This window comes from Microbulbifer mixtoriginis (SeqCode) (genome assembly GCF_052467515.1).
This window is the reverse complement of record NZ_CP174314.1, coordinates 3,233,450-3,260,289: the sequence shown is the minus strand read 5'-3', so window position 1 is coordinate 3,260,289 and position 26,840 is coordinate 3,233,450. Positions and strand designations below refer to the sequence as shown.

The following is a 26,840-nucleotide window of genomic DNA, read 5'->3' as shown; positions in this document are numbered from 1 at the left end:
TTGCTTAACTATCGATTCTGGCGCCACTAAGAGGTAGAAGCTCGCCGTCCAGTTGCGAGCGGTCCGCCAGCATTTTTAGGCGCCCCTGGGCAAACCAGGTAACAGCCATGGGGTAAATGACGTGTTCCTGTACCTGAACCCGCTTTGCCAAAGATTCGGGAGTGTCCCCTTCCTTTATAGGTACGGCAGCTTGAACGATGGGTGGTCCACCATCGAGCTCTTCGGTGACAAAATGAACGGTAACACCGTGCTCACTATCACCGGCTTCCAGAGCACGCTGATGGGTATGGAGCCCTTGATATTTTGGCAGTAGAGAGGGGTGAATATTGAGCAGGCGACCGCTGTAGTGGCGAACAAACTCGGGAGTGAGGATACGCATAAACCCGGCCAGGACAACCAAATCCGGCTGATGGCTGTCGATTTCTGCGATTAGCGCCTGGTCGAAGCTTTCTCTGCCGGAGAAGTTGCGATGGTCGACCACTGATGTGGGGACTCCGGCCTCGATGGCGCGCTTGAGGCCGAAGGCCTCGGGCTTATTGCTGATTACTGTGCAGACGGAAAAGTCTGCCCCGGCATTTGCCGAGGCATCCAGGAGCGCCTGCAAGTTGCTGCCGCTACCGGAAATCAGCACGGCAACTTTGCATACTCCCTGTGACATTACAGGCCTGCCAGCTCTACGGCATCTGAGCCTGCCACAGCATCTTCGATTTTGCCCACGACGAAGGCGTCTTCACCTGCTTGCTCCAGGGTTTGCAGTGCTTGGTCGGCTTGTTCCGCAGGTACGCAAATTACCATACCGACACCACAGTTGAAGGTGCGGTACATTTCACGGGCGTCGATGTTGCCTGCCTGTTGGAGCCAGCGGAACACTTCGGGCATCTCCCAGCTAGTAACGTCTACACGAGCAAGACAGCCTTCCGGGAGTACGCGGGGCAGGTTTTCCAGCAGGCCGCCGCCGGTGATGTGGCTGAGGGCGTTTACCTGGACGCTCTTCATCAGTTGCAGCAGATTCTTAACATAGATGCGGGTGGGGGCCATCAATGCCTTGGCCAGTGTTTCGCTACCGCATTGCTGTTGTAAATCGGCGCCACTGACTTCGAGTACCTTTCGGATTAAAGAGTAGCCATTGGAGTGGGGGCCGCTGGAAGCGAGTCCAATGAGCACATCACCACTCTTTACTTTTTTGCCATCAATAATCTCGGATTTCTCCACGACCCCGGTGCAGAAACCGGCCAGATCGTAGTCGTCGCCTTCATACATGCCGGGCATTTCGGCGGTTTCGCCACCGACCAGGGCACAGCCTGCCAACTCACAGCCTTTACCAATACCGGAGACAACCTCAGCGGCGATATCCACATTCAGCTTGCCAGTGGCATAGTAGTCGAGGAAGAAAAGTGGTTCGGCACCTGCTACCACCAAGTCATTGACACACATAGCAACCAGGTCGATACCAATGGTGTCGTGGATGCCCAGGTCCATCGCCAGGCGCAATTTGGTACCCACGCCATCGGTGCCGGAAACCAAGACTGGCTCTTTATAGCCGCTGGGGAGTTGGCAGAGAGCGCCAAAACCGCCCAGGCCTCCCATGACTTCCGGGCGGGAAGTGCGCTTGGCGACATACTTGATACGCTCTACCAGGGCGTTACCCGCGTCGATATCGACACCGGCGTCTTTATAAGAGAGGGATGTTTCAGCGGATTGCGGCTTGGAATCGCTCATGATTCTTCCTGCAGTGGGTCTTCGAAGGGCGCGTATTCTAGCCGGGTCTTGGTCCGGTAGCCACGCCCAGTGGGCATCTCAATGAAGGAATCTGGTATTTATCTTCAGTTAAACGGCTAGAAACCCTCTAATAGTGAGAACTCGGGGCTGAGAGAAGTCGCCGACGCTGATACAATAGCCCCAATTTTTATCCCAGCCGTGGATTTTGGCGTCTTGCGCAATAACAACGATTTCGTGCAAGCTCACGGGTTGGAATGAGGTTTGGAGAAGAATCCTATGCACAAGCTGCTCCGGCAGGGATTGGTGTTGCAGTTTTTGGTCCTGTTGTTCGGTGCCCTAATTCTGCCAGTCCAGGCTCGAGTTATCTCGGACCTGTATGAAGTGGTCGAGGCTGTACCGAGCCGTGGGGCTACTGACCGCGCGAGTGCTGGCAGCCGGGGGCTGGAGCGGATATTTGTGCGTGTCACCGGAGACGCCGCAATTGGCAGTAATCCAAATTTGCAGCCTATCCTGAAGAAAGCCCAGCATTTCCTAGAAGGTTACCGCTACACCAGCGAAGATAATCAGCTCTACCTTCATCTCTCTTTCGATCCCCAAGCTATTTCCAGGCAAATCCATCAGTTGGGTTTGCCAATGTGGCCCAATAATCGCCCCGGCACTCTGGTGTGGCTGGCTGTGGATACCCTAAAGGAAGGGCGCAGTATCCTTAGGGAAGAAGATGCCCCGGAGCTCTTTTCGGTATTGGACGCTATGGCTGTGGAGCGCGGTGTGCCATTGGATTTCCCGGTGATGGACCTCAATGATCAGCACAATATGCCTCTTGGTGACCTTTGGGCTCAGAGTGAACAGGCCGCAGAGCGCGCTGGTTTACGCTACAGGCCGGATGCCACTTTGATGGGGCGCTTGCTTCAGGCGTCGGGACGCCGCTGGCAGGCTGATTGGTTATTATTGCACGGTGGTCGCAGTTATGCCTTTGATAGCAATGGTGGCTCTTTGGAAGAGGTTGCACTGCGCGGTGTTAATCAGATGGCTAACTTGCTTGCCCAACGCTATGCCGTGCGCCCCGGTATTGAGGATGCCCAACAGGGCTCAATTTTTGTGGAGTTATCTGGCGTGGATAGCTTTGCCGATTACGCAGAGGCCTCGGCCTATTTACAGGGACTGGCGCAGGTGAGCAGTGCAAATCTCCTTTCTGTGGAGGGAGATCGGATGCGCTTGGCATTGAGTGCCACCGTAGGCCTACGCAATTTGCGCGATACCCTGGCGTTAAATCATAAGTTGCGAGCACATGGGGACGAGGATGCCATTGAGTTGAATGGGCACCGTGCACCTTTGGGCAGCGCTGATAATCCGTTGCGCTATCGTTGGGATTGAGATGAGTATTCCGCAACAGTTGCCGCTGGGAGTATCCCTGCGAGACGATGCTACCTTCGATAACTTTTATCTGTCGGAGTCGGACCCCAACCGCCAAGTTGTAGCTCTGCTGCAGTCATTTGCCAGTGGGCAAAATCCCGAAGCGGTGATTTACATCTGGGGGGATGCAGGAAGTGGTGTTAGCCACTTGCTGCAATCTGCTTGTCAGAGTGCCGAGGCCAATGGTCGCAGTTTCCAATATATTCCTATGGCTGAATTGATGGCCATGGACCCGGTTGTACTGCTCGATGGCCTCGAGCAGTTGGATCTGGTGTGTATTGATGACCTGCACTTGTTAGAGGGACAGCCCGAGTGGCAGACGGCGATGTTCCATTTATACAACCGGGTCAGAGACAGCGGTAGGCAGTTATTATTAGGGGCGCGAAAATCTCCGCGGGGGATGGATATCTCCTTGGCTGACTTGTTGTCGCGCCTGCAGTGGTCGCTGGTATTCCAGTTACAGCCAATGAATGACCGCGACAAAGTGGCTGCCTTGCGCAGGCGCAGTCGCCTGCGCGGCTTCGATCTGCCCGAAGATGTGGCGCAATACATTTTGCACCGCGCGCCTAGGGATACTCGCGCACTGTTCCTGCTGTTAGAGCAGTTAGATAGGGCCTCCCTGATGGCACAGCGTAAAATTACCATCCCCTTTGTAAAACAGGTGCTGGATATCTAGGGTATCCAATTTGCCCCTAAGCTTAACTCAGTAGTTGACCTAGGAGACTGTCAAAGAGTTCTGGGTCATCTACCGTTATCCCTTCTATAAAAATCTCCTTTTGCTTCCTCTTTGTTCCAGGATTGCTTCCCATCTGGTGGTGACTAGAGCTGCACTTCTATTCTTCTTCTGTGAATTGGCTTTCATCGACCATATCAAATGGTAGTGGCCGCAGGGCTGCATGGTGGTCTCCGTCTGCTTTTACCTCCAATGCCCACAGTTAGAGAAAATTGTTATGCCGAATATTCATAAAGTCCTCTATGTGAGCCATGCTGCTGAAGATGAGTCCAGTGGGTTGTTACAGGCTTTTGCCATAGCCCGCAATAATCATGCGGAAATTAAGGTGCTGCTGGTTTGCCCAGCGGTACCGGCGGGGTTTGAGGACTTTAGTAGCTTCTGTGTTAAGGCAATGCTGGAACGTGTAAATGAAGGAATTGCCGCAGCTCGAGAGCGTATGAAGCTGTCGAAAGAGCAGGTGAATATAGAGATCGAATCTGACTGTGGTCCACGCCCTGCAGAGAGAGTTATTCGCCGCGTACTTAGCGAAGGTTACGATCTGGTAATTAAAAATGTGGAGGGGCTGAGCCAGCTCAAGGGCTTCAAAGCCATTGATATGGAGTTATTACGCAAGTGCCCCTGCCCAGTGTGGCTGTGTCGTCCCATAGAGCGTGCGCACACTGAGATAAGGGTGGCCGTGGCGATTGATCCCGAGTGTGATGAGGGGAGTACTTACGATCTGGCGATCCGCTTACTACGTTGGGCGCGGGTGTTGGCGGATAGTTGTAACGGTATTTTACACGTTGTTTCCTGCTGGGATTATGACGTTGATGAGTTCTTGCGTCGTCACTTCCCTATCAGCGCCTCTGAAGAGGAGCTGGACCAGGCTACAGAAGCGGCTCGAGCTCAACACCGCTCAAAATTGGATGTACTTATTCGGGCTGCGGGTATCGGCGGGGATATTCAAGTTCACCATGTCATTGCTCACCCAGATAGCTATATTCCCCTGCTGATCGATGAGGAGGGGCTGGATCTCCTCATCATGGGTACTGTGGGTCGTGCGGGTATACCCGGTTTTATTATGGGAAACACTGCCGAGAATATTCTGCAAAAGGTGAGTTGCTCTCTGCTTGCGTTAAAGCCCAGTGATTTTGTTTCTCCCATCAAGATATAGCGCTTAATATGGGCATGCGGTGTGTCAGCAGTATAGTTTTTTCTATGATCTAGCTGGCCATGGCTCACTCAGGGTAGGGCCGTCATGGGGCGGAGAGGAGTTAGAACCGCAATATCTATATTAGGAGAATAAAAAATGATTAAAACGTTGGCCAAATGGCTTGGCGGTATTTTGTTATTGGGGGTGGCGGCGGTTTCTGTTGTTGCGGTCAACGCGATCTATTTTAAACCCTGGTCAATAGATGTGTACTTTGAGCGGGCCTTTTTCAAGCTCGGCAGCACCAGTCCAGAAATTCTCTCCCAGTTGCGATTGCTCGAGCAGTTTGGAATCGATGGACACAATGCCCATCTTGATGACGCTTCTGAGGCTGAACAGCAGCGTCAGATGCAGATGATTAAGGATGAGCTTGCCGTTCTGAAGGAGTACGATCGTGCAGGTATGGATGGCCAGCAAGCGATCTCTTACGATGTATTTGCCTACTTTCTTGGCAATATGGTGGAGGGGGAGCGCTGGAAACACCACAATTATCCGCTTAACCAAATGTTTGGAGTGCAAAACAGCCTGCCGGAGTTTCTTGCGGAAGTGCACCAGATTCATAATGTCAAAGAAGCGGATTATTACCTTTCCCGCCTGAGTGAGGTTGACCGCAAATTTTCACAGGTGCTTGATGGTCTAAAAATCCGTGAGCAAAAAAACATCCTGCCTCCCCGCTTTGTTATCGACAGCGTGCTGGAAGAGATGCAAGATTTTATAGCGGTACCGGCCCATGAGAATATTCTTTATACCTCCCTTGAAGAACGCCTAAATAAAGTTGAAGGTCTGGCCGATGGGGAGCGGGTGCGTATCCTCGCTCAGGGAGAGGCCTTGATTGATGCAGAAGTATATCCTGCATATAAGAATCTGATTGCTTACTATCGCGAGTTACAACCCAAGGTTTTCGAAAATAATGGTGTTTGGGCGCTTCCTGATGGGGAGGCGTTTTACGCGTACCAGGTTCGTAGCCACACCACAACGAATTTGTCCCCCGAGGAGTTGCACCGAGTTGGTATTGAAGAGGTGGCAAGAATAGAGGGGGAGATGAATCGTATTTTCTCTTCAGTTGGGCAAGATAGCGGCAGTATCAGCGCCCGCTTTTCTGTGATTAACAATGATCCCCAGTTTTTATACGAAGATTCGGATGAAGGGCGCGAGCGCATAGTTGCCGACTACCAAGCGATGATCGATGAGATTAATGCTGGGCTAGGAGATTATTTCGATGTGAAGCCGGCGATGGGGGTTGAAGTACGACGGGTACCAGAATTTAAAGAGCAGGGCGCACCGGGGGCTTACTACAACCCTCCGGCTATGGATGGCTCCCGTCCGGGGGTTTTCTATGCAAACCTGCGTGATGTTCATGAAACCAAGAAATTTGGTATGCGCACGCTGGCCTATCACGAAGCGGTTCCCGGCCACCACTTCCAGTTGGCGATTGCTCAGGAGCTAGAAGGTGTGCCCACTTTCCGCAAATTGGGTTTGTTTACGGCTTACGCTGAGGGGTGGGCACTTTATTCTGAGCAGGTTGCCAAGGAAGCGGGCTTTCAGGAAAACCCCTACGATGATCTTGGCCGTTTGCAGGCCGAGATGTTCCGTGCGGTGCGTTTGGTGGTGGATACTGGTATGCACTACAAGCGCTGGAGTCGCGAAGAAGCCATCGAATATATGGTGGAAAAAACTGGCATGACCGAAACCGAAGTGACCACAGAAATCGAGCGTTACCTGGTAATGCCTGGGCAGGCACTGGCCTACAAGGCTGGAATGTTAAAAATTCTGCAGTTGCGTGATCGGGCCCAGGCGGAGCTGGGCGAGGCGTTTGATATTCGCCAGTTCCACAATGTGGTGCTGACCAATGGGGCCTTGCCATTGGCAATCTTGGAGCGCCAAGTGGATGACTGGATTACAATTAAAAAAGGATAAAGTAGTTTTTAACTCCTTTAGATAGTTGCAAAAAAGGCCACTCTGAGAGTGGCCTTTTTTATTGGGTGCTATTTACCCGGAGAAGTTAGCTCTTAGCTTTAACGCTTGCAACCCAGCCGTCTACCAGTTCTTCGAGAACATTTAGAGGTACCGCACCGTTAGCTAAAATGGTGTCGTGGAAGCCGCGCACATCAAATTGATCACCCAGCTCGGCTTTGGCTTTCTCTCGCAGCTCAATAATTTTCAGCATACCGATTTTGTAAGCCGTTGCCTGACCAGGCAACACAATGTAACGCTCGATGGCTTTAACCACATCGCCTTTCGGGTTTGGTGTATTTTCAACCAGATAATCGATAGCCTGTTCACGAGTCCACTGTTTGGAATGAAGGCCAGTGTCCACTACCAGGCGACCTGCACGCCACAGCTCCATTGCCAGGCGGCCAAAGTCTGAGTAAGGGTCTTCATAGAAGCCCAGCTCTTTAGGTACTAGCTCTGAATAGAGGCCCCAGCCTTCGGTGTAGGCGGTGTAACCACCGTACTTACGGAATTTGGGGATATCCTGAAGCTCTTGTGCGATAGAGAGCTGCATATGGTGACCGGGGATGCCCTCGTGGTAAGCCAGTGCTTCCATTTGGTAAGTGGGCATATCTTCCATGTTATACAGGTTGGCGTAGTAAATACCTGGGCGCGAGCCATCGGGCGCCGGGCGCTGATAGAAAGCTTTACCTGCGGATTTTTCGCGGAAAGGTTCCACAGCTCGTACATCCAGGTCGGCTTTGGGCTTAGTGATAAACAGCTCGTCCAGGCGGCCCTTCATAGTGTCGATAATGGCGGTAGCCTTCTCCAGGTATTCCGCTTTACCTTCCTCAGAAGTGGGGTAGTAGAACTGCTTGTCGGTACGCATGAACTCGAAGAATTCTTGCAGGTTACCCTCAAACTTCACTTTGCGCATAATCTCGCGCATTTCATCGTGAATCCGCGCAACTTCCTTGAGGCCAGTCTGGTGGATCTCATCGGCTGTCATATCGGTGGTGGTGTATACACCCAGGCGGAACTTGTAGAAGTCATCACCGTTGGCCAGCTTCCAGGCGCCGTCATCGGTAGTGGCTTTCTTTTCCAGTTCCTGTAAGTAGCTGATCAGTTTTTTGTACGCTGGGCCAGCGCTCTCTTGCAGGGCGGTGCTGGCTTTATCGATCAGCGCCTTTTTCTGTTCGGCGCTGATTTCCAGCTTTTCGACTTTACCTTTGAAGTCAGTAAAAAGCGGACTGTCTTTCTCACCTTCAAAAGGTGCGCCGCTGATCAGGTTTTGTGAGTCGCTGATCACATAGGGGAAGACAAACTTCGGCACAATAGTACCGGCCTTGGCGTTGGCTTTCAGGTTCTCTTCCAGTTGGGCAAAGTATTGGGGCATGCCGTTCAGTCGGGCGATGTAAGCCTCGGCATCACTCACTGCATCGATACGATGCTGGCTGATCAGCAGGGATGCCGCACTGGTATGGGTGGCATACATCTGGTTGACCGGGTAGTAGTGGTTACGCCACTTGTAGCCTTCAATGTCTTGCTCAAGATTGCGCTTGGCAAGACGCAGGCTCAGGCGAGTGGCTTCATCCAAAGTATTGGGGTCAACCTTATTCAGCTCGGCGAGCTGGCGCTTGTTGATTTCCAGTGTTTCTTTGGCGAATTCTGGGGAGAGATTATCCCACTTATCGTAATCTTCTTTTTTGCCCAGGAAGGTTTTGAACTCCGGACTGCGAGACAGATGCTCCTGGAAGAAGTCCTCGAACATCTGGTTTACCTGCTTGATGGCCTCTTGGCTCACCTTGGCAGTGCTGTCTTGAATGGACTTGCTTTCCGCGGTGACGGAGGCAGCATTCTGCTGTGCAGCTTCGGGGGCGCCGCGGTCACAGCCACTGATAACCAGCGCGCTAATGGCAGCTGCGATCAGGGTTGGTTTCAACTTCATAAGCATATTCCCAGTGTTCGGATAATCATTGCTATATTGTGCCACTTGGGTGGCATTCTTTAGGTTTTTGAGCCAATTCTGGCCGCGCTTAACGTGGCGAGAACAGCGCACTCCAGAGGGTATTGTGCGCACTAGATGGGTCTTTGACTAGGGGCAGTATTCTGGAGCCATGTCGGGAGTGATTTCCTCCCATAAAAAAAGCGGGCAGTGCCCGCTTTTTAGGTAATTCCGCGATTAGGCGAAATTCTGGTTTACAAATTCCCAGTTCACCAGCGCCCAGAAAGCTTCCATGTACTTAGGACGCAGGTTGCGGTAATCAATGTAGTAAGCGTGTTCCCATACGTCGCAGGTCAGCAGTGGGGTAACGCCTTCATCAGTCAGCGGAGTGGCTGCGTTGGAAGTGTTTACGATAGCTACTGAACCATCGGCTTTTTTCACCAGCCAGGTCCAGCCAGAGCCAAAGTTGTTTACCGCGCTGGTGGTGAACTCTTCCTTGAACTTGTCAAAGCTGCCGAATGCTGCGGTGATAGCTTCTGCAACAGCGCCAGTGGCTTCGCCGCCGCCGTTGGGGCTCAGGCAGTTCCAGTAGAAAGTGTGGTTCCATACTTGTGCGGCATTGTTAAATACGCCACCGGAAGAGGATTTGATCACTTCTTCCAGGGATTTATCGGCGTCAGCAGTGCCTTCCAGCAGACCATTCAGCTTGTCAACGTAAGTCTTGTGGTGTTTACCGTAGTGGTACTCCAGAGTCTCTTCAGAGATATGGGGGGCCAGGGCATTCATCGCGTAGGGGAGTTCGGGCAATTCGAAAGCCATGGTGTCTTCCTTCCTTTGTTTAGGGTTATTGGTGAGAGCATTCTACACGCGCCGTATGCCAGAATTAAGCCGGCGCAGTAGAATAGGGGATTTTGGGACGTTTTCCTCGAACTCAAGGGGTGGTGTTTGATGACACCAATGTTTTGCTGTCGTCTATTCTTACTTGTGGCCGATTACTTTTTCGTCAATTTTTGGTATAACTGCCGCATAATTCGACGAATCTGTCCCGGCTTGATTGTCTCTAAGTAATGAATTTAGCGGTGCCGGGCGGGACAATCCCGAACTGACCAGTACCGAACCCACCAGATTAGTTACCGGGTGTATTGATACATGCAACGTAGAGAGCCCACACTGGACGGCAGCGCCGCCATCGAACCCGCACTGGAGCCCAGCTCTCCTGAGCGCAGCGAGCAGGCCCAGGAACCACAAGTGATCGTTGAGGAGCGCCGCGGTGGCTTCTCCTTCCTAGGCCTCTGTGCCTTGGTCTTAGCCATGGGGGGACTTGCTGCTTCTGGTTTCCTCTACCAGCAGTGGCAGGAAAGCCGTACCCAGCTGGTCAACGCGGAGAATCGCATAGCCGATGCCGAGAACCGGATTGCTGAGCTGGAGAAGCGCTTTAGTCTCTCTGATGAGGAGTCTACAGCTTCCGTTGAGGTGCTGAGCGCCAAGGCCAAGGAGAACTCCTCCGAGATCCGTAAGCTTTGGGGGGTGGCTTACGATACCAACCGCAAGAGTATTGCAGCCAATAAGGCCGCAAACGAAGCCAACAAGAAACAGGTTGCTTCACTCAACAGCAAGCTCGGTAGCCTCGATGCCAGTGTGAAAAAGATTGCTGCGGTTGAATCTGCCCTGGCGGAATTGCGTAAAGGCAGTATCGAGAGCAAGCGTGAGATGACCGACAAAATTTCACGCCTGGAGCGTCAGTTGGCCTCTGTGCGCAGTGATCTGACTATGCGTGTCGGAGCCAATGAAGAGGCAGTGGAGTCTATTGATGCCTACCGTCGCTCGGTGAACAAAGATCTGGTACAACTGCGCGATGCGATTCGCTCTCTGCAGTCCAGTGAGCCTACAGCCTCCTCAATGTAGTTTTTCAGGGGCTAGAAAAGGCGAACCTTGGGTTCGCCTTTTTTATTGCCTGTGGAAAATTTATCGCCATTTTAATAACAGGCCAATAACCCTACATTTCGTGTAGAATCGCCGGCCTTGAGACGTTAATCGGAGTTGGGCATGACCACTATCCGCCAGGATGATCTGATCGACAGCGTTGCTGATGCGCTGCAATTTATCTCTTACTACCACCCACAGGACTTCATTCAGGCCCTGAACAAGGCTTATGAGAAAGAGGTCAACCCGGCGGCCAAAGACGCCATGGCCCAGATCCTGATCAATTCACGGATGTGTGCCGAGGGCCACCGCCCTATCTGCCAGGATACCGGCATTGTCACCGTGAAGTTGAAAGTGGGTATGAATGTGCGTTGGGAAGCGGACATGAGCGTTACCGACATGGTCAACGAAGGTGTGCGCCGCGCTTATCAAAATGCCAGCAACGTTTTGCGCGCCTCTATTCTTGCCGACCCAGATGGTGCCCGTAAGAATACCGGCGATAACACTCCGGCAGTGATTCACTATGAAATCGTTCCTGGTGAAACTGTGGAAGTGTATGTGGCAGCCAAAGGTGGTGGCAGTGAAGCCAAAACTAAATTTGCCATGCTCAACCCCTCTGATTCTGTAGTGGATTGGGTTCTGAAGATGGTGCCTCAGATGGGGGCGGGCTGGTGTCCGCCGGGCATGCTGGGTATTGGCATTGGCGGTACTGCTGAGAAAGCTATGTTGCTGGCCAAAGAATCCCTGCTCGATCCTATCGATATCCAGGAGTTGCAGGAGCGCGGTGCCTCCAACCGTGCCGAAGAGTTGCGCCTGGAACTATACGATTCCGTCAACAAGCTAGGTATTGGTGCCCAGGGCCTGGGTGGCTTGACCACTGTCTTGGACGTGAAAGTGAAGGATTATCCCACTCACGCAGCAAATAAGGCCGTAGCAATTATTCCCAACTGCGCCGCCACTCGTCATACCCACTTCACTCTTGATGGCTCTGGCCCCACGCGCCAGACTCCGCCGAAGCTGGAAGACTGGCCGGAAATTACTCGAGAAGCTGGCAGCAATACTCGTCGTGTCAACCTGGATACCGTTACTGCAGAGGATGTGCAGAGCTGGCAGCCCGGTGAAACCTTGCTGCTGAATGGCAAGATGCTTACTGGTCGCGACGCCGCTCACAAGAAAATGGTGGATATCCTAGCGAAAGGGGAGAAGCTGCCAGTGGACCTGACTGGCCGCTTTATCTATTACGTAGGGCCGGTAGATCCTGTGCGCGATGAAGTAGTTGGCCCCGCAGGCCCAACTACCGCCACCCGTATGGATAAATTTACGCGCACCATGCTTGAAGAGACCGGCCTGCAAGGGATGATCGGTAAGGCAGAGCGTGGCCCAATGGCAATTGAAGCGATTCGTGACAATAAAGCAGTGTACTTAATGGCTGTGGGTGGCGCTGCGTACTTGGTGGCTCAGGCGATTAAAGCCTCCAAGGTAATTGCCTTTCCGGAGCTGGGTATGGAAGCCATCTACGAGTTTGAGGTGGAGGACATGCCAGTAACCGTAGCAGTCGATAGCCAAGGTGAGTCTGTGCATACCACGGGACCATTGATCTGGAAGGCGAAAATCGAGGAGGGTATCGCCTAAGGGCTGCCCCAATTTAAACAAGCCGGGTCCGCGAGGTTCCCGGCTTTTTTGTCTTCAAGCTTTTCGGGGTGAAGTTTGGCGGGGCTAGGTTGTCTTCTCAGCTAGTCACGGTAAAACAGGCATAGTAAAAGCCTAACCTGATGCCTCAATTAGATTCATCCTGGTACAGCCCACTCAAAAAGCCTCTACATCCCCAGCTCTGGGTAAAGCTGCAAAATGGTTTCTCTTAGCCAGCGATGGGCGGGGTTGTTGGTTTGTGACTTATGCCAAATCAGCTGCAGGCTGACCTTGGGGAAATCCATAGGCAGCTCAATTGTACGAACAGGTAGTGCTCGGTAATGAGAGGACTTCATCATCCTTGCGGGTACAACGGCAATTAAATCGGTGGTGGCGACTATATGAGGAAAGGAGGATAGGTGAGGGACGCGCAGGCAAATATTGCGCTGCAATTTATTCGGTCTGGCCAGCCTCTCCATCGGTGAGCCTACGGGGTTTCCTCTCAGCAATGATATTTGTGGTATTGATTGAAAATCCGCCTCAGAGATGGATTTTCCTACCTTCTCATTATGCTCCCCTGCGATCACCACCAATTCTTCTTCGGCAATAATCAGACTGCTGTAATTGGGAGATTCTAATGGTAAATAATCGATAATTAAGTCGACTTCTCCATTGCTTACCATTCTGGAAGTCATCTCTGATTCGTCAGGTAATATTGTGAGCTTTATCCCTGGTGCATACTCTCGTAGCCAGGCACTGAGTCCTGGAATCATAAGGGTTTCCACCACATCGGGTAGAACAATCGAGAAATCCCTTTCTGCTTCATAATGTTCAAAGTCGAGTTGCTGAAAGCTGGATCTCACTGCTCCAAGGGCGGTGTGAATGGAAGGGTGTAGTGCCAGCGCACGCTCGGTAGGGCGTAGGCCTTTTGCGGTGCGGATAAAAAGTGCATCGTTATAGGTGGATCTCAAACGCTTTAAGGCAGCACTTACAGCAGGTTGGCTCATGTGTAGCTTTACTGCAGCCCTAGTCAGGTTGCGTTCGACCATCAGGGCATCAAATACAGGCAGTAAATTCAAGTCCATTGATCTGAGATGATTCGACATTATCAATCTCACAAATAATGCTGTTAATTATTATTTATTGGAATTCAATCATCCGCCTGATTATATTTCTGGTCAATCAAATTCTTAAATTTTCTAGTGCAAATGATGAGGGGCACTCTGTACATCGCTATTAGATGGATGTAATCAAACTGCCGGGTTTTGATTGTTTATATAGTTTTACGGAATTCCAACGCTAATAAAAAGGAGCAAATATGTCGATCAATCACGATGCGGCCCCTTTCAGGGCTGGATACAGGGCGCGAGTGAAAGGCCGTTACCATGGATGGCTTCATCTGATGGGTATTCTAGCTATTGGTGCCGGAGTTTGTATCTACTGCATGTTTCAATTGGATTTGTTAAAAACTTGGGAGCTGTTGGTGATCCCCGCAGGGACTGTTATATATAATTTTTCTGAATACGCTAGTCACCGTTGGGCTGGTCATAAAAAGATTCGGATTGCAGGGCTGTTTTATCGCAGACATACCGGGGATCATCATAGTTTTTTTTCTCCACCCCTATTTTCAATTGACTCTACCAGAGACTGGAGAATAGTACTTTTCCCCACTTATTTAACTGCGACTCTTGCTTTAGTGATTGCGCCAATTTTAGGATACTTTTTCTCCATACTTTTTTCGATGAATGCTGGTTACCTCTTGATTGTGACTATGGTGGTAAATCATTTGGGTTATGAATTGTTGCACTTGGGATACCATCAGCCTCAAAATCATTGGTTTCATCGAGTTCCCGTTTTGCGTGAGTTAGCTCAATTGCATCGCATACATCATCAACGTAAGTGGATGAATGAATGTAATTTTAATTTGACCATCCCTCTGTTTGATCTTTTGCTGGGCACTTTTCACTGGAAATCTATTGGATCTTGTCAGAAGAATGAGAGTTAGAGCTCTACAGAGTGCTTGGTTCAAATAGAACCCGTCTTCTCCAGTTGGGTCAACATTAGTTCTCGAATAATCGGCACTGGCGCACTGCCAAAGCTTAGAAAGCTTTCATGGAATTCCTTTAAGTCGAATTTATCTCCGAGCTTTTTCTTTACTTCTTCGCGCAAGGCAAGGATATCAGTAAATCCGGCAAAATAGCTGGTGAGTTGAACCTGGCTGAGAGTTGCTCTACGCCACTTCCCCTCCGCCTCAGCCCGTTGTTGAAAAGCCCCATCAACCATTAAATTCATTGCTTCGGCTTCTGTCATTCCCTTGACTTGTACACCGTAATCCAAAATGGTGTTGGTAATCACGCGTAAATTCCACTTGTAGTACATCAGCCAGAGTTCCGGCGAAAAATCACCGTATCCAGCCTCCAGCATCATACGTTCGGCATAGACCGCCCAGCCTTCAATCATGGCGCTGTTACCGAAGATGGTTTTAATAATACTCGGAGACTGGTTGGCATAAACTAACTGGGTATAGTGACCGGGGATGGCTTCGTGAATGTTCAGTATTTGCAAAGTGTAATGGTTATATTCCCGCAGCAGGCTATTCGCTTGCTCATCACTGTAATTCTCTATGGGCAACACATTGTAATAGGTATTGGCATCCTTATCGTAGGGACCAGGCGCATTGATAGAGGCAACAGCAAAGCCACGAAGATAGGGAGGGGTAGTGCGTACTATTAGTGGCTTTTCTTTGTCCAGGTCGAGTAGATTGTGCTGTATGACAAAGTTTGCCAGCTGTGGTATTTGCTTTTCTATCACCTCTTTGAATGTATCTTTACTGGCATGATTAAGGGATAGTTTTTCGAGTAGGCGCCGGACCTTTTCCATTTGATTTGATGGTGACTGGGTATCGGGAAAATGTTTCGGCCAAAGTTGCTCGGTGAGCGCCGCCATTTTACTGTGGACCTGTTTTTTTTCTTCCAAAGCACGCAGGTAGAGGGCACTGGCACTGGTATCAATCTGAATATCAAAGCGGAATTTTTCTTCATATAGCTTTTCTCCAATACGGAAATCACGAAACCTTGCAGATTTTTCCAGGCTGGTTTGTAAATTTTTTAAAAAGTTTACATAGTCTTTTATCGCTTCACGGGAGGCGTGCAGACGTTGCCTGAATACTTCTTTTTCATCATCAAACATCTGGCTGCTTTCTACCAGGTTTTCTACCCTAGTCCCAAAAACTTCCAGGGCACCTTCGTTCTGTTGAATAGCCAACATTAATTGTGGCGCGGCGGGCCTACGGATAGCCTGTTTTGCGGCTTGGTAGTAATCGGGAACCAAGCGCATACGCGTATTGAAGGTGCGCAGTCGGTTTTTGAGGGGGGCGTACTCGGTATTTAAAATCAGGGCAAAAGGATGGGATACGTTATATATGGAGGGGTCCCACTGGTAGGATTTGAAGGTGGTATATTCCCACTGCAGGCGCTGTAGGAAATTCATAATAAGCGCCATATCGGTGAGGGAAGAAATACTGAGTAATTCACTATCCAGAGCGGCGAACTTGCGTTCATAAGTTTGAGCGAAGTCCAGTAGATAGGCGCGGAAGGCCTTGTCAGGCACTTGTAAATGTATGGCAGCCTCATAATAGCCTTCGCGGACTGCCCAGGACGGAAACAGTTTCCACAGACCGTTAACGAATTGTTGGCTCAGCTGCTGAAAGGCCAGTTCCATCTCGGCACGCATTTCAATCATCGTTTCAACTTGAGGGGGCACTATGCGCTTCCTATCGGTACCTTGGGGGCCACAGGCACAAACAAGAGTGAGCGACGTCAAAATCAACAGTTTAAGAGGGGCTTTCATGGCGATCCTTGCCAAAAGGGGTTTATAAACGCTTGTGTATTTGCTTAAAAATTATCATATCGGCCGGAGACCCTTGATCAGCCTGACAATGGTTGTTTACACCGTGAATTGATATCCAAGCATTTAGCACACTGTCCCATATTGGCGAGTGAAAACCGTAGATAATGCGTTTTTAACGTCTGCGCTTGTGTCGTGGAAGAGCCCCGGTTAGAGTGAGCCCCACGTGAAATAACCGATAATAAACAAGGTTTTGAGGATTTATTCATGACTGAGCTAGCCCAACAACAGTGTGAAGCCTGCCGCGCCGATGCCCCTCTCGTCAGCGATGACGAGCTGCCAGGATTGCTGCGCCAAATTCCCGATTGGACGCCAATGACCCGCGACGGCATTATGCAGCTGGAGCGCGTGTTCAAGTTCCGGAATTTCAAGCAGGCCTTGGCGTTTACTAACCGAGTAGGTGCCATCGCAGAAGAAGTGGGCCACCACCCGGCACTGCTTACCGAGTGGGGTAAGGTAACCGTGACCTGGTGGAGCCATGAGGCCAAGGGGTTGCACAAGAATGATTTTATTATGGCTGCGCGCACCGACCAGCAAGTAGATGCAGACTAAGCATCTCCCAAGGGCGCATCTAGCGCCCAATTTTCTGCCATCCCGCGTCATTTCTAAACTGAGGTTGCCCTAGAAGGAACCGTTCGGTTCTATTCACTCCCCTAAACACCTCCTGGTTCCGGAGTCGTGGAGTCGTTCGGTAGCCCTGTATATCAATAGTTGAAAGTGTGTGCCCTGGATAGAAGGAGAGAGATTTTGTCTGAGTATACTTCTACAGTGGTCTGGCAACGTGACGACCAGATTTTTACCGACAACCAATACAGCCGCGCTCATACTTGGCAGTTTGATGGCGGTTTGTCAGTTCCAGCCTCTTCATCTCCCCATATTGTCCCAATCCCCTACTCACACCCGGAAAATGTCGACCCAGAAGAAGCTTTCGTGGCGTCGCTATCTAGTTGTCATATGTTGTTTTTCCTTGCAATTGCCGCAAAAAGGGGTTTCGTCATTGATGAGTATCGCGATGAAGCGATAGGCGTGATGGATACAATAGGGGGGGGTAAGTTGGCCATGACTAAGGTCACCCTGAGACCTTTGATCCGCTTTTCTGGCGAAAAGAAACCTAGTCGCGAGCAATTGGAAAAAATCCACCATCTTTCCCACAAGCAGTGCTTTATTGCTAACTCCGTAAAAACGGAAGTGGTTACTGAGATTCGGGAGGTATAACTACTCATTGAAGTGAGTAGGTTTCATAAATACTCATGTAGACGGCAGTATGTTTAAAGTTATTGAAACTGTGGCTTCAGTTGAGGATTTTCTTCGCCTCAGGCAGATTAGTGGGCTATCCCCAAGAAGTCGGGAGGCCGCAGAGAAGGGGTTGCCAAATAGTCTCTATGGCATTCACATTCAAACTCGTTCAACCACCATTGCCATGGGGCGGGTGGTTGGTGATGGAGCCTTAAATTTTGAGATTGTGGATGTCGCTGTCGCCCCAACTTATCAAGGTCAAGGGTTGGGGAGGGTTGTGATGGAACACATTATGTCTTATTTGGATCGTGAGGCGCTTCCTTCTGCTTATATTACCCTTATGGCGGATGTACCGGAGCTGTACGAGAAGTTTGGCTTTAAGTTAAGCAGCCCTGAAAGTGAAGGGATGTACATGTTGAAGTAGATTTATTTCAAAGTATGTAAATTCTTGGCTGTAATTAAGGCCATATTGGGTATCGGGCAGAGTGTTTTATATTCAGCGATGTTTTTAGAGTAACTTGTACACTTTGTGTTTCTTTCTGTTCATTTTTTTAGTGGCTTAAATACATCCGTGATATCTCCAACCAATTTGGGGTTCTTTGGGTCGGCAACCCGCTTTCCTGTGCCCTTTGAAAAATCGATTCCATGTAAATCTACCCAAACAATATTTGGATTTTTGACCCAGTTGAAATAGTAAATTCGGCGTTTTAAATCAATCACCGAAAGCCACCAAGTGGGATAAGTAGCTGGTTCTTCAGCTCCTTCTTCCTGATTGGGGCGGCTATAAGGTGCGCCAAAAGGAACGGCCACAGTACGGATAGCACTTAGGAGGTAAGAGACTGCCTGAATAGCATTGGCAGGTTTTGGTAGATTGTGTTGATAGTAAGATAATCTAACAAAACGGTCAGCGCCATCAATCCCTCCAGGTACAGATTTAAGCCCACCAAAGCCTTGGTAAAAAGGCAGGTTTTGAAGCTGCCATCCATATGGTGGGTCATTTGTCATGATCGAAAATTTCTTACCGTGATGTACAACTAATTTACCATCGATTATTTCGAAGATAGCTGAATCACCACTTGGGTCCTCTATTGCCATATGTGCACCAAGAACTTCGCCACCAACTTTCACTGGCGATATGCGTATATTTTTCATCCCAATGACAGCATCTGCGACTGTAGCATAGTTATCGAGAATAAAACGCAGCCAGCGCATATAGGATACTCCTGGCGTATTACTTGGTTTGGCGTAGCGGGTTGCTCCAAGATATAGAATATGCGCCGTTAGACCTTTCTCGTTAATTCCGTCGGTAGCACCGTCATTATTTGAGAAGCCATATTGGCGGGCATAAGGAATATTACTTTGTACAACACTTCCATATTTTGAAGTCCATTTGGCGGGGTTATGGCCGTCCTCACCAACCATCTTCATACCTCGAGGATTTATATAAAGAATATCCTCAAAAGAATGTCCCCAATCCATTGATCTGGCGGCAAAAACACCTTGCTCAGTATTCCAGGTAACCCGGGAGCATGCATAGAGTATCGATGGCCAGGAAAATAGGAGCAACGTTATAATCAACGACACTTTATTTGTAGCTGTTTTGATCACTTCATAACTCGTATATTTAGGGTGGTTAAAAGTATGCAGTTTAGTTGTCTTTTCTAAGAATATCTGTCTATCTTGGCTTCAAAAGAGCCAATATTTAACACATGATAAGCTTGTAGATTCCAAATTTTAATGGGTTCTTTTGGGTTTCGTGAGGTCGGTCTTATCTATCTCTGCCGAAAGATAAAAGTTTCTGAGCAATGTGCTAGGAATATATATAGATACGTGAGACCTTATGGTTTTGAGCAATTTGTTGTAGGGTTGGTAGGTTGATATTACGTCGTCTTTAGGTGTAGTCATCATTTCCTTATTAGGAGTTTTATTCTAAGTTGCTTATTTGTTAATTGTATTAAGTAGGTTGCAAGAATTTCAATAGATGTTGCGGTAAGTTCTCTAGATGCTTATTTTTTAATCTGTCTAATTTTTATTCTTTCTAATAGTTTATTAATGGAGATGAAAGACTGCGTGTGGGTAGGATGGCCACTGAGTTATAAATCCATAAAAAATTAATGTTACAGCCCCAGTTCTTTGACCGGAATATTTTTATCCTTTATTTTCTCTTTATGTATTCTTGATTGTATTTTGGCCTGTATGTTTTGTTGTTCAGTACGATATATAATGATAGTTTGTCGTGAAAAATTAATGTTGTCTCTATTATGTCGGGATTTGATTATGCGTTATGAAATATGGGCTTGATGGTGAGCGATGCTGCAATATGTTTACACTCAGAGATAAGATAACTGTTTAGACTATGAGAGAGATGAATGTATTGTCTGATTTATGGTCTTTGCAGTGTTACTCGTTAAGTTAGTAGGGTGTATATAGGTCAAAACTAGCTATGCGATTCGATGTTGGTTGAAAAGCTATGAAGCGCTATTGGGTATGTCTATTTAGATAATGCATGTTAAGCGCTTTTAGTTGAGTGGGGGGCTTTTTATCCTGTTTTGTTGATTTGAATTTATCATCAGCTAATAGAAGGAAATTTTAATGATAAAAAAATAATTAAGGCATCATCTCTTGGTATTATGTTGCTGTTCAGCTTGTCAATTCAGGCGGAGACGAGAAGTGCGCTTGTGGGGGGGCGGCTGATCGATGGTTTTGGTAATCGGCCAATCGCAAACAGTGTTATTTTAATTCGGGGCGACAAAATTGAGGAAGTTGGAACGGTTGAAACGCTTCCCGTCCCCGACGGGTATCAAATTATTTCTACTGAGGGGATGGATGTCTTACCTGGACTTTGGGAAAATCATGCTCACCTAATGCTCAGTGGACACGCGGACTATGTGCATTGGGATAAACACTACCTACATCGCCTGACCAATGAAATAATGCCTGCTAGTGCAATACAATTGCTGCTAGCCGGGGTTACTAGTGTTCGTGATTTGGGTGCTCCGCTAGAAGCATCTATAGAGATAAAGCGCAAAATCATTTCTGGTGAAATTGCTGGGCCAAGACTATTTGTTTCCGGTCCATTTATCCAACATGAAGTTTATCCTGGTACTGAAGCTTTTCGTTGGTCAGTCTCTAGTGCCCCTGAAGCAAAAAAGAAAGTAAACTTACTGGCAACAGCTGGTGTCGATATAATTAAGCTGATTGACCATGACAAGATGACTATAGAAGTTGCTCAAACGGTCGTGGATGAGGCCCATAAGCATGGTTTAAAAGTTGTAGCTCATTCGCACCGCCCAGATGAGATCCGCAGAGGGCTGGCCATAGGTGTCGATAACTTTGAACATACAGGGCTGACAACAGCACCTGAGTACCCTGAAGATATCATCCAGTTATTAAAAGAGCGCACTGCTAAGGGTCGCGTTGCTGGAGGCCCGCTTTTCTGGACTCCAACCGTAGAAGGTCTCTGGAACTATAGTAACACTGTGGATAACCCGGAAAGGCTGGATGATACATGCTGGCACAAAGGACTAAAACCAGACACTATTGACGATATTAAACAGTCATTGAGAAACCCTGGGCAATTGCAGTACATGCAGTTAACTCCCTTACGTAAACCAACTTTGAAAAAGAAAATCTCCCAGCTTAAAGATGCTGGTGTGGTGTTTCTTGTGGGGACAGATAGTGGTATCCCAACTAAATTTCATTGCCAAAGCACTTGGAACGAATTGGCCGTTTTGGTTGAAGAGATGAATTTTTCCGCTATGGATGCAATTCGAGCAGCTACCTACTGGCCCGCAGTAATGATGGGGGTTTCGGACCAATCAGGGACTGTATCTAAAGGAAAATTTGCCGATATCATCGCAGTAAGAGGGGATGTGTTGAGGCATATTAACCTTCTATCCAATGTCTCATTGGTTATGAAAGGAGGAGTCCTCTATAAAAAGGGTGGATAGGCAATAGAATCTTACCCAACCTCCCAAAGGTAAAACCGAAGGAATCTCCTCTTAAAATATCAGCAAACAGTCCCATATACTCCCGTATAGTGTAAGTTATAGGCCAGTTTGGTAGTTCTAATGATTTTTTATTTTGAGCTTTATGGGAACTGTTTGCTTAGTGGGTAAAATTCATGTTCAGAAAATTTAGTTTTTAATCATCTAAAAAGAATTTGTTTTCCGGATTGTAATAGCAAAAGTCGTGATCTAGGTTCTTGCGAAAGCAGTAGGGGTCTTTTGCTTCCATTTCGTCCCATAACCCTAGGTTGGAGTAGTATGCAAAGTCTTGCTCAATCTTGAATTTATCTCCGCAATAGTAGGCGTAATTCCAAGCGGCTCCTCTTGCAACCATTTCTTGATTGATGTTGTACCCATTTGCAAATAGATAGCCAGTTTCTCTGCCGTATTGATCCCTTCCTGTCGATTGGAAATCCACAGTGCCAACTGACAATAAATGATTCAGGATTTGAGTAGCTTCTGGGCCATATATTTGCGTGCTGGGATAGGTTTCTGGTGCATCAATGCACTGAAGGCGTATCTCAACATATTCACCAGAGACGTATCCGTGAACTGTGTCACCGTCTATTATCCTGTAGTTAGTCAGTGGAGCCGCTTGTAATGAAGTGGAGAGTGTACACAGCAAAACTAATCTTTTCATTGGGGTTATCTGCGTCGTTGTTTTATGTGCGCAGGATAGGGAGTATTTATTACGTGTTTATTTATAGATTGTGATAGTAATAAATAGTTTTTGTTAAAGGGTGAGAGTGTTTTGAGAGGTGAGCATGAGGATGTTTCTTAATTCTAAGCGGTAGGTATCTAAGATCTGTCTGGAAATTTTTATTTTGAAACGTAATCGATAGGGCCCTCGAAATATGATGACCCTAGCGTAAATTAAAATTATGTCAGGATAGAGCGTTCAAGTGGATTCAGCAGTGTAATATTAATTTTTTTTGTTCTCTTAGCTCATGCTTCTCTATGTGCAGCCCAGAGTAAGAATTCCCGGTTGCCATCGCCACCTTTAATTGGGCTGTCAATATATTCTTTAATCTCAAGTCCTAGTTCATCACATAAATATGCAATTTTCTGGCGTACTTGTGGGTAGAGGTTTGCATCACGCACCACCCCCCCTTTACCAATGCCCTCAGGTCCCACCTCGAATTGTGGCTTTACCAGGGTCAACAGCTGGCCTTCGGGTTTTAGTAAAGAAGGCAGCTGCGGCAGTATCAACGTTTGGGAAATAAAGGATACATCCATCACGATGGCATCAAAGCCAGTATCTGCGTAAGGAGAAAGTTGTGATGCCTCTAAATAACGGGCATTAATTCCTTCGAAGAGGTGCATACGTGGATCATCTATTAATTTTTGTGCTAGCTGATCTCGTCCTACATCTACCCCTACTACGGAAGTGGCGCCTCTCTGTAACAGGCAGTCACTAAAGCCTCCAGTAGAGCAGCCTACATCCAGGGCGTGCCAGCCCATAGGGTTTAATCCTGTGTGATCGAGTATCGCGGCAAGTTTTAGGCCGGCGCGGGAAACATATTGATCTTCGGGTAGTGCAGTGACTTCTAAGGCGCAGTTCTCACTGACGGATTGCCCAGCTTTGCGCGCCAGCTCCATGGGGCCGCCCTCGGATAGCGTGACCCTGCCGGCTTCAACCAGTTTTTTGGCGTGGGTGCGGGAATTGGCGAGTTTTCTCTGTACTAGCAGTTGGTCCAAGCGGGTCATGTTTTGCTACTGGGTCCTGTCAAATGGTTAAGAATAGTGTGGCCATGCTAACCTCTGGCTCCCATAGGTAGAAGTGCGGCTCCGTTTCTAGTCGGGCTACTCTTTACTAAAGAGGGGGTTGTCGATGGCAAAAAGCGTTCTGAATAAGTTCAAGATCCGCAAAGGAAAGGTTTTTGAGGCGCCTTTAGAACAGGCTTTTGGGCGCCTGGTGACACCTTTTGAAGAGTTTATCCACCGGCAGAGCAGCAGTGGTATTTTACTGATGCTTTCTGCGCTGGCGGCGCTCATTATCGCAAACTCCCCCCTGGAAGATGTCTACATAACCCTTTTGCATATGCCCATCAGTTTCACTGTGGGAAATTGGGAGTTTTCTTTATCGCTACACCACTGGATTAATGAAGGTCTAATGACGATCTTCTTTTTTTTAGTGGGCTTGGAGCTCAAGCGGGAATTTATGGTAGGGGAGCTGTCCGATTTACGCCATGCGGTACTACCTGTGATGGCGGCAATCGGTGGCATGGTGGTGCCGGCATTGATTTATGCAGCATTCAATGCTGGCGGTGAGGCGGAGCGCGGTTGGGGCATCCCCATGGCCACGGACATTGCTTTTGCCGTGGGCTGTATTGCCTTATTGGGTAATCGTGTGCCTCGCGCGGTTGTGACTTTCTTAGTGGCTCTGGCTATTGTTGATGACTTGGGCGCCATTCTGGTGATCGCTATCTGGTATACAGAGCAGGTAAATATGACCGCGCTGATCGCTGCGGGTTGCCTGGTTGTGATCATGTGGTTGCTAAAGGCGGCTGGCGTGCGTAACTCCCCCCCCTATGTATTTGTGGGCATTCTGCTGTGGTATGAATTTTATCTGGCCGGAGTTCACGCCACCATTGCGGGGGTCATAACTGCAATGGCGCTGCCGGCGAAGCCCAAGTACGATCCAGTGGCGTTTAGTACCTTTGTTAAAGATATTATCCGCAGCTTCGATCGCTGTTTCCGTCCCGGTGATAAAATCATTGCCAATGATGCCTTACGCGCACGGGTTATGGCCCTAGGCAGTGGCGTTAACCTGGCGCAGTCTCCTCTGCAGCGTATGGAAACCCGCCTGCACACTCCGGTTGGCTTTCTGGTGATTCCCATCTTTGCGCTCGCTAATGCAGGCATTCCCTTCGATAGCTTTACTAGCTCAAGTGCAGTTTTCAACCCGGTAACCCTGGGGGTAATCGCTGGGCTGGTATTCGGAAAGCTGATTGGGATTGTGGGGGCTACTTGGATCGGTTGGAAATTAGGCTTGGGCAGCTTACCTAAGTTGGCTAATTTTCAGCATATCATTGGCGTGGCATTACTCGGTGGTATCGGCTTTACTATGTCGATCTTTATTGCCGAACTGGCGTTCAGTTACCAGAATAACCTGCTGAATCAGGCCAAGGCAGGTATCTTACTGGCTTCTGTAATTGCCGGTATCGCCGGTTTCCTGGTACTGCGCACTGCGCCGGTTACTGAAGAGTTTGATGTACAGACCGATGGCCGGGAACCTGAGCCTGCGGGGGGCAGTGAAGCTCAGCAAGAAGGCTTAGAGAAGCAAGATAGTTCCGCTCAGGAAAATCCCGGTCGTCAACGTTGAGGGGCTTCCCGGCCTGGTCCTGCCATAGCAGGCCGTTTTGGGGTTTTCCCGGCTGAGTAAACTTCCAGATGTGAAATAAATTTCAAGAGAAATAATAATGAAACAAGTAGTAAAGGCGGTGTGTCTGTTGCCAATTCTGGCTGCACCTCTATTTCTTGTCGCCTGCGAGGGTAAAGCGCGATCAGAGGATAAGTTACGAGAAGCAGTAGAGGTTAAAGGGCAAAAAACTGCAATAGAAGGGAAAGGGGATATGTCCATGGATACAGTGGCCAGGGACTATGTTGCCCTGGTGTTGGAACTGGGTAATCACGACAAGAGTTATGTCGATGCCTATTATGGCCCGGCTCAGTGGCGAGAGCAGGCGGAGCAGAGCCCGGCCAGCCCGGCGGATATTGCCAAACGCGGTAACGCCCTCATCGCACTGCTACCCGAAGAGGGCGTGGCGGATGGTTCCCTTGACGGCCTGCGTCTACACTACCTGCGAACTCAACTGGCTGCGCTGGTTGCTCACGCCCGCAGCCTTGCTGGCGAAAGCGAGCGCAACTTTGCCAAAGAAGCGCGCGAGCTTTATGACACCGAGCCCCCCAGGCAAAATTTCACTAGTTTCGATCCACTCTTGCAGGAGTTGGATGAGCTGTTGCCCGGCAATGAGCCCCTAAGTGCGCGAGTGCAGGCGTTTCGGCAGCAGTATGAAATCCCAGTGGACAAGCTCCAAGAGGTTTTTGATGCAGCCATTGCGGAGTGTCGCAAGCGCACGAAGCAGTATATTCCGCTGCCACAGGATGAAAATTTTGCCCTTGAATATGTCAGTGACAAACCCTGGAGCGGTTACAACTGGTATCAGGGAGGGGCGCATAGCCTGATACAGGTGAACAGTGGCTTGCCGATTACCATTGATCGCGCGATCGACCTTGGCTGCCATGAAGGCTACCCGGGCCATCATACCTATAACGCGTTGTTGGAACAGACGTTGGTGGAAGACCATGGCTGGGTGGAATACAGCGTGTATCCGCTGTTCAGTCCCCAATCTCTGATTGCCGAGGGCAGTGCCAATTACGGTATCGATCTGGCCTTTCCTGGGGAGGAAAAAAACCGCTTCGAGATGGAGGTACTTTATCCCCTCGCCGGGTTGGACCCACAAAGTGCGCAAAAGTATGAGCGGGTGATGGGACTGGTGGATAAGCTCAGTTTTGCCGGCAATGAAATTGCTCGGCAGTATATCGATGGTGAAATTGCCCCAGACCAAGTTGCGGCACTGTTTGAGAAATACACTCTGATGAGCCCGGCCAAGGCAAAGCAGCGCAAGGATTTTGTCGATGCCTACGGTGCCTATGTCATTAATTACAACTGGGGCAAAAAACTGGTAGCTGATTATGTGGAGCGAGATACAAGCAGTGCACAAGAGCGCTGGCAGCGTTTCGCCAAGCTGTTGTCGTCGCCACGCTTACCCTCTTCGCTAGACTGGTAGGCGCTAACAATGCACAAGGCGGAACTGCGAAGTTATTTACTTGCGCGACCAGAGGCGATTGAGGACTTCCCCTTTGGTCCCGATGTTGCTGTGTACAAGATTAAGGGGCGTATGTTCGCGACTCTCAGCCGCTACCGCGAGGTAGATGCGACCAATTTAAAGTGTGATCCCGATGAGGCTCAGGCCCTGCGGGATATCTTCCCTGGCGTGCTGCCGGGTTACCATATGAACAAGAAGCACTGGAATACTGTATTGCTCGATGGCACAGTGCCGGATTATGAAATTGAGCGGATGGCGGATCGCTCCTATGGCCTGGTGGTCAAGGGACTGCGTAAAATTGAGCGGCAATCCCTTGAGCTGGCTTATGGCACGGATACCCTCTACCGCTAGAACCTCAGCAGATTAGCAAGACATT

At 49.1% G+C, this 26,840-nt stretch carries 23 protein-coding genes; 14 read left to right on the top strand and 9 right to left on the bottom strand.

Features of this window, described 5'->3' with window-relative positions:
• Positions 1 to 4 precede the first annotated feature (4 nt).
• Both purN and purM read right to left on the bottom strand, forming a co-directional pair.
• Complete coding sequence (gene purN / locus ACJJIT_RS14095) at positions 5 to 658, bottom strand: phosphoribosylglycinamide formyltransferase (RefSeq protein ID WP_444898802.1); 654 nt, start codon at positions 656 to 658, stop codon at positions 5 to 7.
• Positions 658 to 1,719, bottom strand: a complete 1,062-nt coding sequence (gene purM / locus ACJJIT_RS14090; protein ID WP_444898801.1) for a phosphoribosylformylglycinamidine cyclo-ligase — start codon at positions 1,717 to 1,719, stop codon at positions 658 to 660. The genes purN and purM overlap by 1 nt, the downstream gene beginning before the upstream one ends.
• Positions 1,720 to 1,995: 276 nt before the next feature.
• Here purM and ACJJIT_RS14085 point away from each other — a divergent pair, with 276 nt between their 5' ends.
• From ACJJIT_RS14085 to ACJJIT_RS14070, 4 genes are all read left to right on the top strand, one after another.
• Positions 1,996 to 3,093, top strand: a complete 1,098-nt coding sequence (locus tag ACJJIT_RS14085; RefSeq protein WP_444898800.1) for a DUF2066 domain-containing protein — start codon at positions 1,996 to 1,998, stop codon at positions 3,091 to 3,093.
• Position 3,094: 1 nt separating this feature from the next.
• Positions 3,095 to 3,808 (top strand): DnaA regulatory inactivator Hda, encoded by a 714-nt coding sequence (gene hda, locus ACJJIT_RS14080; protein ID WP_252085029.1) that lies wholly within the window; start codon positions 3,095 to 3,097, stop codon positions 3,806 to 3,808.
• 274 nt (positions 3,809 to 4,082) lie between these two features.
• The gene (locus ACJJIT_RS14075) at positions 4,083 to 5,018 is read left to right on the top strand and encodes a universal stress protein (protein ID WP_252085030.1); all 936 of its coding nucleotides are present in this window, start codon (positions 4,083 to 4,085) and stop codon (positions 5,016 to 5,018) included.
• A 135-nt stretch (positions 5,019 to 5,153) separates the two neighbouring features.
• Positions 5,154 to 6,971 carry a DUF885 domain-containing protein gene (locus tag ACJJIT_RS14070; RefSeq protein ID WP_444898799.1) on the top strand — a complete coding sequence of 606 codons (1,818 nt, stop codon included), beginning with the start codon at positions 5,154 to 5,156 and terminating at the stop codon, positions 6,969 to 6,971.
• Positions 6,972 to 7,056: 85 nt separating this feature from the next.
• Here ACJJIT_RS14070 and ACJJIT_RS14065 read toward each other — a convergent pair whose 3' ends face one another.
• Complete coding sequence (locus ACJJIT_RS14065) at positions 7,057 to 8,934, bottom strand: DUF885 domain-containing protein (RefSeq protein WP_444898798.1); 1,878 nt, start codon at positions 8,932 to 8,934, stop codon at positions 7,057 to 7,059.
• A gap of 234 nt (positions 8,935 to 9,168) precedes the next feature.
• Positions 9,169 to 9,750, bottom strand: a complete 582-nt coding sequence (gene sodB, locus ACJJIT_RS14060; protein WP_252085033.1) for a superoxide dismutase [Fe] — start codon at positions 9,748 to 9,750, stop codon at positions 9,169 to 9,171.
• A 330-nt stretch (positions 9,751 to 10,080) separates the two neighbouring features.
• Here sodB and ACJJIT_RS14055 point away from each other — a divergent pair, with 330 nt between their 5' ends.
• Together ACJJIT_RS14055 and ACJJIT_RS14050 are read left to right on the top strand one after the other, a co-directional pair.
• Positions 10,081 to 10,836 carry a hypothetical protein gene (locus ACJJIT_RS14055; protein WP_444888349.1) on the top strand — a complete coding sequence of 252 codons (756 nt, stop codon included), beginning with the start codon at positions 10,081 to 10,083 and terminating at the stop codon, positions 10,834 to 10,836.
• 141 nt (positions 10,837 to 10,977) lie between these two features.
• Complete coding sequence (locus ACJJIT_RS14050; protein ID WP_444898797.1) at positions 10,978 to 12,486, top strand: fumarate hydratase; 1,509 nt, start codon at positions 10,978 to 10,980, stop codon at positions 12,484 to 12,486.
• Positions 12,487 to 12,671: 185 nt separating this feature from the next.
• On the opposite strand, the gene ACJJIT_RS14045 is transcribed toward ACJJIT_RS14050, so the two are convergent.
• A complete protein-coding gene (locus ACJJIT_RS14045; RefSeq protein WP_444898796.1) occupies positions 12,672 to 13,589 on the bottom strand; it encodes a LysR substrate-binding domain-containing protein in 918 nt (305 codons plus the stop codon).
• Positions 13,590 to 13,801: 212 nt separating this feature from the next.
• Here ACJJIT_RS14045 and ACJJIT_RS14040 point away from each other — a divergent pair, with 212 nt between their 5' ends.
• On the top strand, positions 13,802 to 14,488 hold the full coding sequence (locus ACJJIT_RS14040; protein ID WP_444898795.1) for a sterol desaturase family protein: 687 nt from the start codon (positions 13,802 to 13,804) through the stop codon (positions 14,486 to 14,488).
• 20 nt (positions 14,489 to 14,508) lie between these two features.
• Here the strand turns inward: ACJJIT_RS14040 and ACJJIT_RS14035 are convergent, their stop codons facing one another.
• Positions 14,509 to 16,332 (bottom strand): DUF885 domain-containing protein, encoded by a 1,824-nt coding sequence (locus ACJJIT_RS14035; protein ID WP_444898794.1) that lies wholly within the window; start codon positions 16,330 to 16,332, stop codon positions 14,509 to 14,511.
• A gap of 264 nt (positions 16,333 to 16,596) precedes the next feature.
• Between ACJJIT_RS14035 and ACJJIT_RS14030 the strand changes: the two genes are divergently transcribed.
• The 3 genes from ACJJIT_RS14030 (at position 16,597) to ACJJIT_RS14020 (ending at position 18,049) form a co-directional block, all read left to right on the top strand.
• Complete coding sequence (locus ACJJIT_RS14030; RefSeq protein ID WP_252085039.1) at positions 16,597 to 16,941, top strand: 4a-hydroxytetrahydrobiopterin dehydratase; 345 nt, start codon at positions 16,597 to 16,599, stop codon at positions 16,939 to 16,941.
• A 195-nt stretch (positions 16,942 to 17,136) separates the two neighbouring features.
• Positions 17,137 to 17,604, top strand: a complete 468-nt coding sequence (locus ACJJIT_RS14025; protein ID WP_444898793.1) for an OsmC family protein — start codon at positions 17,137 to 17,139, stop codon at positions 17,602 to 17,604.
• Between the two features lie 49 nt (positions 17,605 to 17,653).
• On the top strand, positions 17,654 to 18,049 hold the full coding sequence (locus ACJJIT_RS14020) for a GNAT family N-acetyltransferase (RefSeq protein ID WP_444898792.1): 396 nt from the start codon (positions 17,654 to 17,656) through the stop codon (positions 18,047 to 18,049).
• 119 nt (positions 18,050 to 18,168) lie between these two features.
• Here the strand turns inward: ACJJIT_RS14020 and ACJJIT_RS14015 are convergent, their stop codons facing one another.
• The gene (locus ACJJIT_RS14015) at positions 18,169 to 19,233 is read right to left on the bottom strand and encodes a linear amide C-N hydrolase (protein ID WP_444898791.1); all 1,065 of its coding nucleotides are present in this window, start codon (positions 19,231 to 19,233) and stop codon (positions 18,169 to 18,171) included.
• A 1,022-nt stretch (positions 19,234 to 20,255) separates the two neighbouring features.
• Here ACJJIT_RS14015 and ACJJIT_RS14010 point away from each other — a divergent pair.
• The gene (locus tag ACJJIT_RS14010; RefSeq protein WP_444898790.1) at positions 20,256 to 21,575 is read left to right on the top strand and encodes an amidohydrolase family protein; all 1,320 of its coding nucleotides are present in this window, start codon (positions 20,256 to 20,258) and stop codon (positions 21,573 to 21,575) included.
• A 193-nt stretch (positions 21,576 to 21,768) separates the two neighbouring features.
• Here the strand turns inward: ACJJIT_RS14010 and ACJJIT_RS14005 are convergent, their stop codons facing one another.
• Both ACJJIT_RS14005 and ACJJIT_RS14000 read right to left on the bottom strand, forming a co-directional pair.
• Positions 21,769 to 22,272, bottom strand: a complete 504-nt coding sequence (locus ACJJIT_RS14005) for a thermonuclease family protein (protein ID WP_444898789.1) — start codon at positions 22,270 to 22,272, stop codon at positions 21,769 to 21,771.
• 305 nt (positions 22,273 to 22,577) lie between these two features.
• A complete protein-coding gene (locus tag ACJJIT_RS14000) occupies positions 22,578 to 23,339 on the bottom strand; it encodes a TlyA family RNA methyltransferase (RefSeq protein ID WP_444898788.1) in 762 nt (253 codons plus the stop codon).
• A gap of 124 nt (positions 23,340 to 23,463) precedes the next feature.
• On the opposite strand from ACJJIT_RS14000, the gene nhaA reads away from it, so the two are divergent.
• The 3 genes from nhaA (at position 23,464) to ACJJIT_RS13985 (ending at position 26,815) form a co-directional block, all read left to right on the top strand.
• Positions 23,464 to 24,957: a Na+/H+ antiporter NhaA gene (gene nhaA / locus ACJJIT_RS13995; protein WP_444888360.1), complete on the top strand. Its 1,494-nt coding sequence runs from the start codon at positions 23,464 to 23,466 to the stop codon at positions 24,955 to 24,957.
• Between the two features lie 97 nt (positions 24,958 to 25,054).
• On the top strand, positions 25,055 to 26,425 hold the full coding sequence (locus ACJJIT_RS13990) for a hypothetical protein (RefSeq protein WP_444898787.1): 1,371 nt from the start codon (positions 25,055 to 25,057) through the stop codon (positions 26,423 to 26,425).
• Between the two features lie 9 nt (positions 26,426 to 26,434).
• On the top strand, positions 26,435 to 26,815 hold the full coding sequence (locus ACJJIT_RS13985; RefSeq protein ID WP_444885694.1) for an MmcQ/YjbR family DNA-binding protein: 381 nt from the start codon (positions 26,435 to 26,437) through the stop codon (positions 26,813 to 26,815).
• The last annotated feature ends 25 nt before the right edge of the window (positions 26,816 to 26,840 follow it).

Excerpts from the sequence above, each read along its gene's own strand:
- purN (WP_444898802.1), bottom strand. The coding sequence starts at position 658 with ATGTCACAGGGAGTATGCAAAGTTGCCGTGCTGATTTCCGGTAGCGGC.
- purM (WP_444898801.1), bottom strand. The coding sequence starts at position 1,719 with ATGAGCGATTCCAAGCCGCAATCCGCTGAAACATCCCTCTCTTATAAA.
- ACJJIT_RS14085 (WP_444898800.1), top strand. The coding sequence starts at position 1,996 with ATGCACAAGCTGCTCCGGCAGGGATTGGTGTTGCAGTTTTTGGTCCTG.
- hda (WP_252085029.1), top strand. The coding sequence starts at position 3,095 with ATGAGTATTCCGCAACAGTTGCCGCTGGGAGTATCCCTGCGAGACGAT.
- ACJJIT_RS14075 (WP_252085030.1), top strand. The coding sequence starts at position 4,083 with ATGCCGAATATTCATAAAGTCCTCTATGTGAGCCATGCTGCTGAAGAT.
- ACJJIT_RS14070 (WP_444898799.1), top strand. The coding sequence starts at position 5,154 with ATGATTAAAACGTTGGCCAAATGGCTTGGCGGTATTTTGTTATTGGGG.
- ACJJIT_RS14065 (WP_444898798.1), bottom strand. The coding sequence starts at position 8,934 with ATGAAGTTGAAACCAACCCTGATCGCAGCTGCCATTAGCGCGCTGGTT.
- sodB (WP_252085033.1), bottom strand. The coding sequence starts at position 9,750 with ATGGCTTTCGAATTGCCCGAACTCCCCTACGCGATGAATGCCCTGGCC.
- ACJJIT_RS14055 (WP_444888349.1), top strand. The coding sequence starts at position 10,081 with ATGCAACGTAGAGAGCCCACACTGGACGGCAGCGCCGCCATCGAACCC.
- ACJJIT_RS14050 (WP_444898797.1), top strand. The coding sequence starts at position 10,978 with ATGACCACTATCCGCCAGGATGATCTGATCGACAGCGTTGCTGATGCG.
- ACJJIT_RS14045 (WP_444898796.1), bottom strand. The coding sequence starts at position 13,589 with ATGTCGAATCATCTCAGATCAATGGACTTGAATTTACTGCCTGTATTT.
- ACJJIT_RS14040 (WP_444898795.1), top strand. The coding sequence starts at position 13,802 with ATGTCGATCAATCACGATGCGGCCCCTTTCAGGGCTGGATACAGGGCG.
- ACJJIT_RS14035 (WP_444898794.1), bottom strand. The coding sequence starts at position 16,332 with ATGAAAGCCCCTCTTAAACTGTTGATTTTGACGTCGCTCACTCTTGTT.
- ACJJIT_RS14030 (WP_252085039.1), top strand. The coding sequence starts at position 16,597 with ATGACTGAGCTAGCCCAACAACAGTGTGAAGCCTGCCGCGCCGATGCC.
- ACJJIT_RS14020 (WP_444898792.1), top strand. The coding sequence starts at position 17,654 with ATGTTTAAAGTTATTGAAACTGTGGCTTCAGTTGAGGATTTTCTTCGC.
- ACJJIT_RS14010 (WP_444898790.1), top strand. The coding sequence starts at position 20,256 with ATGTTGCTGTTCAGCTTGTCAATTCAGGCGGAGACGAGAAGTGCGCTT.
- ACJJIT_RS14005 (WP_444898789.1), bottom strand. The coding sequence starts at position 22,272 with ATGAAAAGATTAGTTTTGCTGTGTACACTCTCCACTTCATTACAAGCG.
- ACJJIT_RS14000 (WP_444898788.1), bottom strand. The coding sequence starts at position 23,339 with ATGACCCGCTTGGACCAACTGCTAGTACAGAGAAAACTCGCCAATTCC.
- nhaA (WP_444888360.1), top strand. The coding sequence starts at position 23,464 with ATGGCAAAAAGCGTTCTGAATAAGTTCAAGATCCGCAAAGGAAAGGTT.
- ACJJIT_RS13990 (WP_444898787.1), top strand. The coding sequence starts at position 25,055 with ATGAAACAAGTAGTAAAGGCGGTGTGTCTGTTGCCAATTCTGGCTGCA.
- ACJJIT_RS13985 (WP_444885694.1), top strand. The coding sequence starts at position 26,435 with ATGCACAAGGCGGAACTGCGAAGTTATTTACTTGCGCGACCAGAGGCG.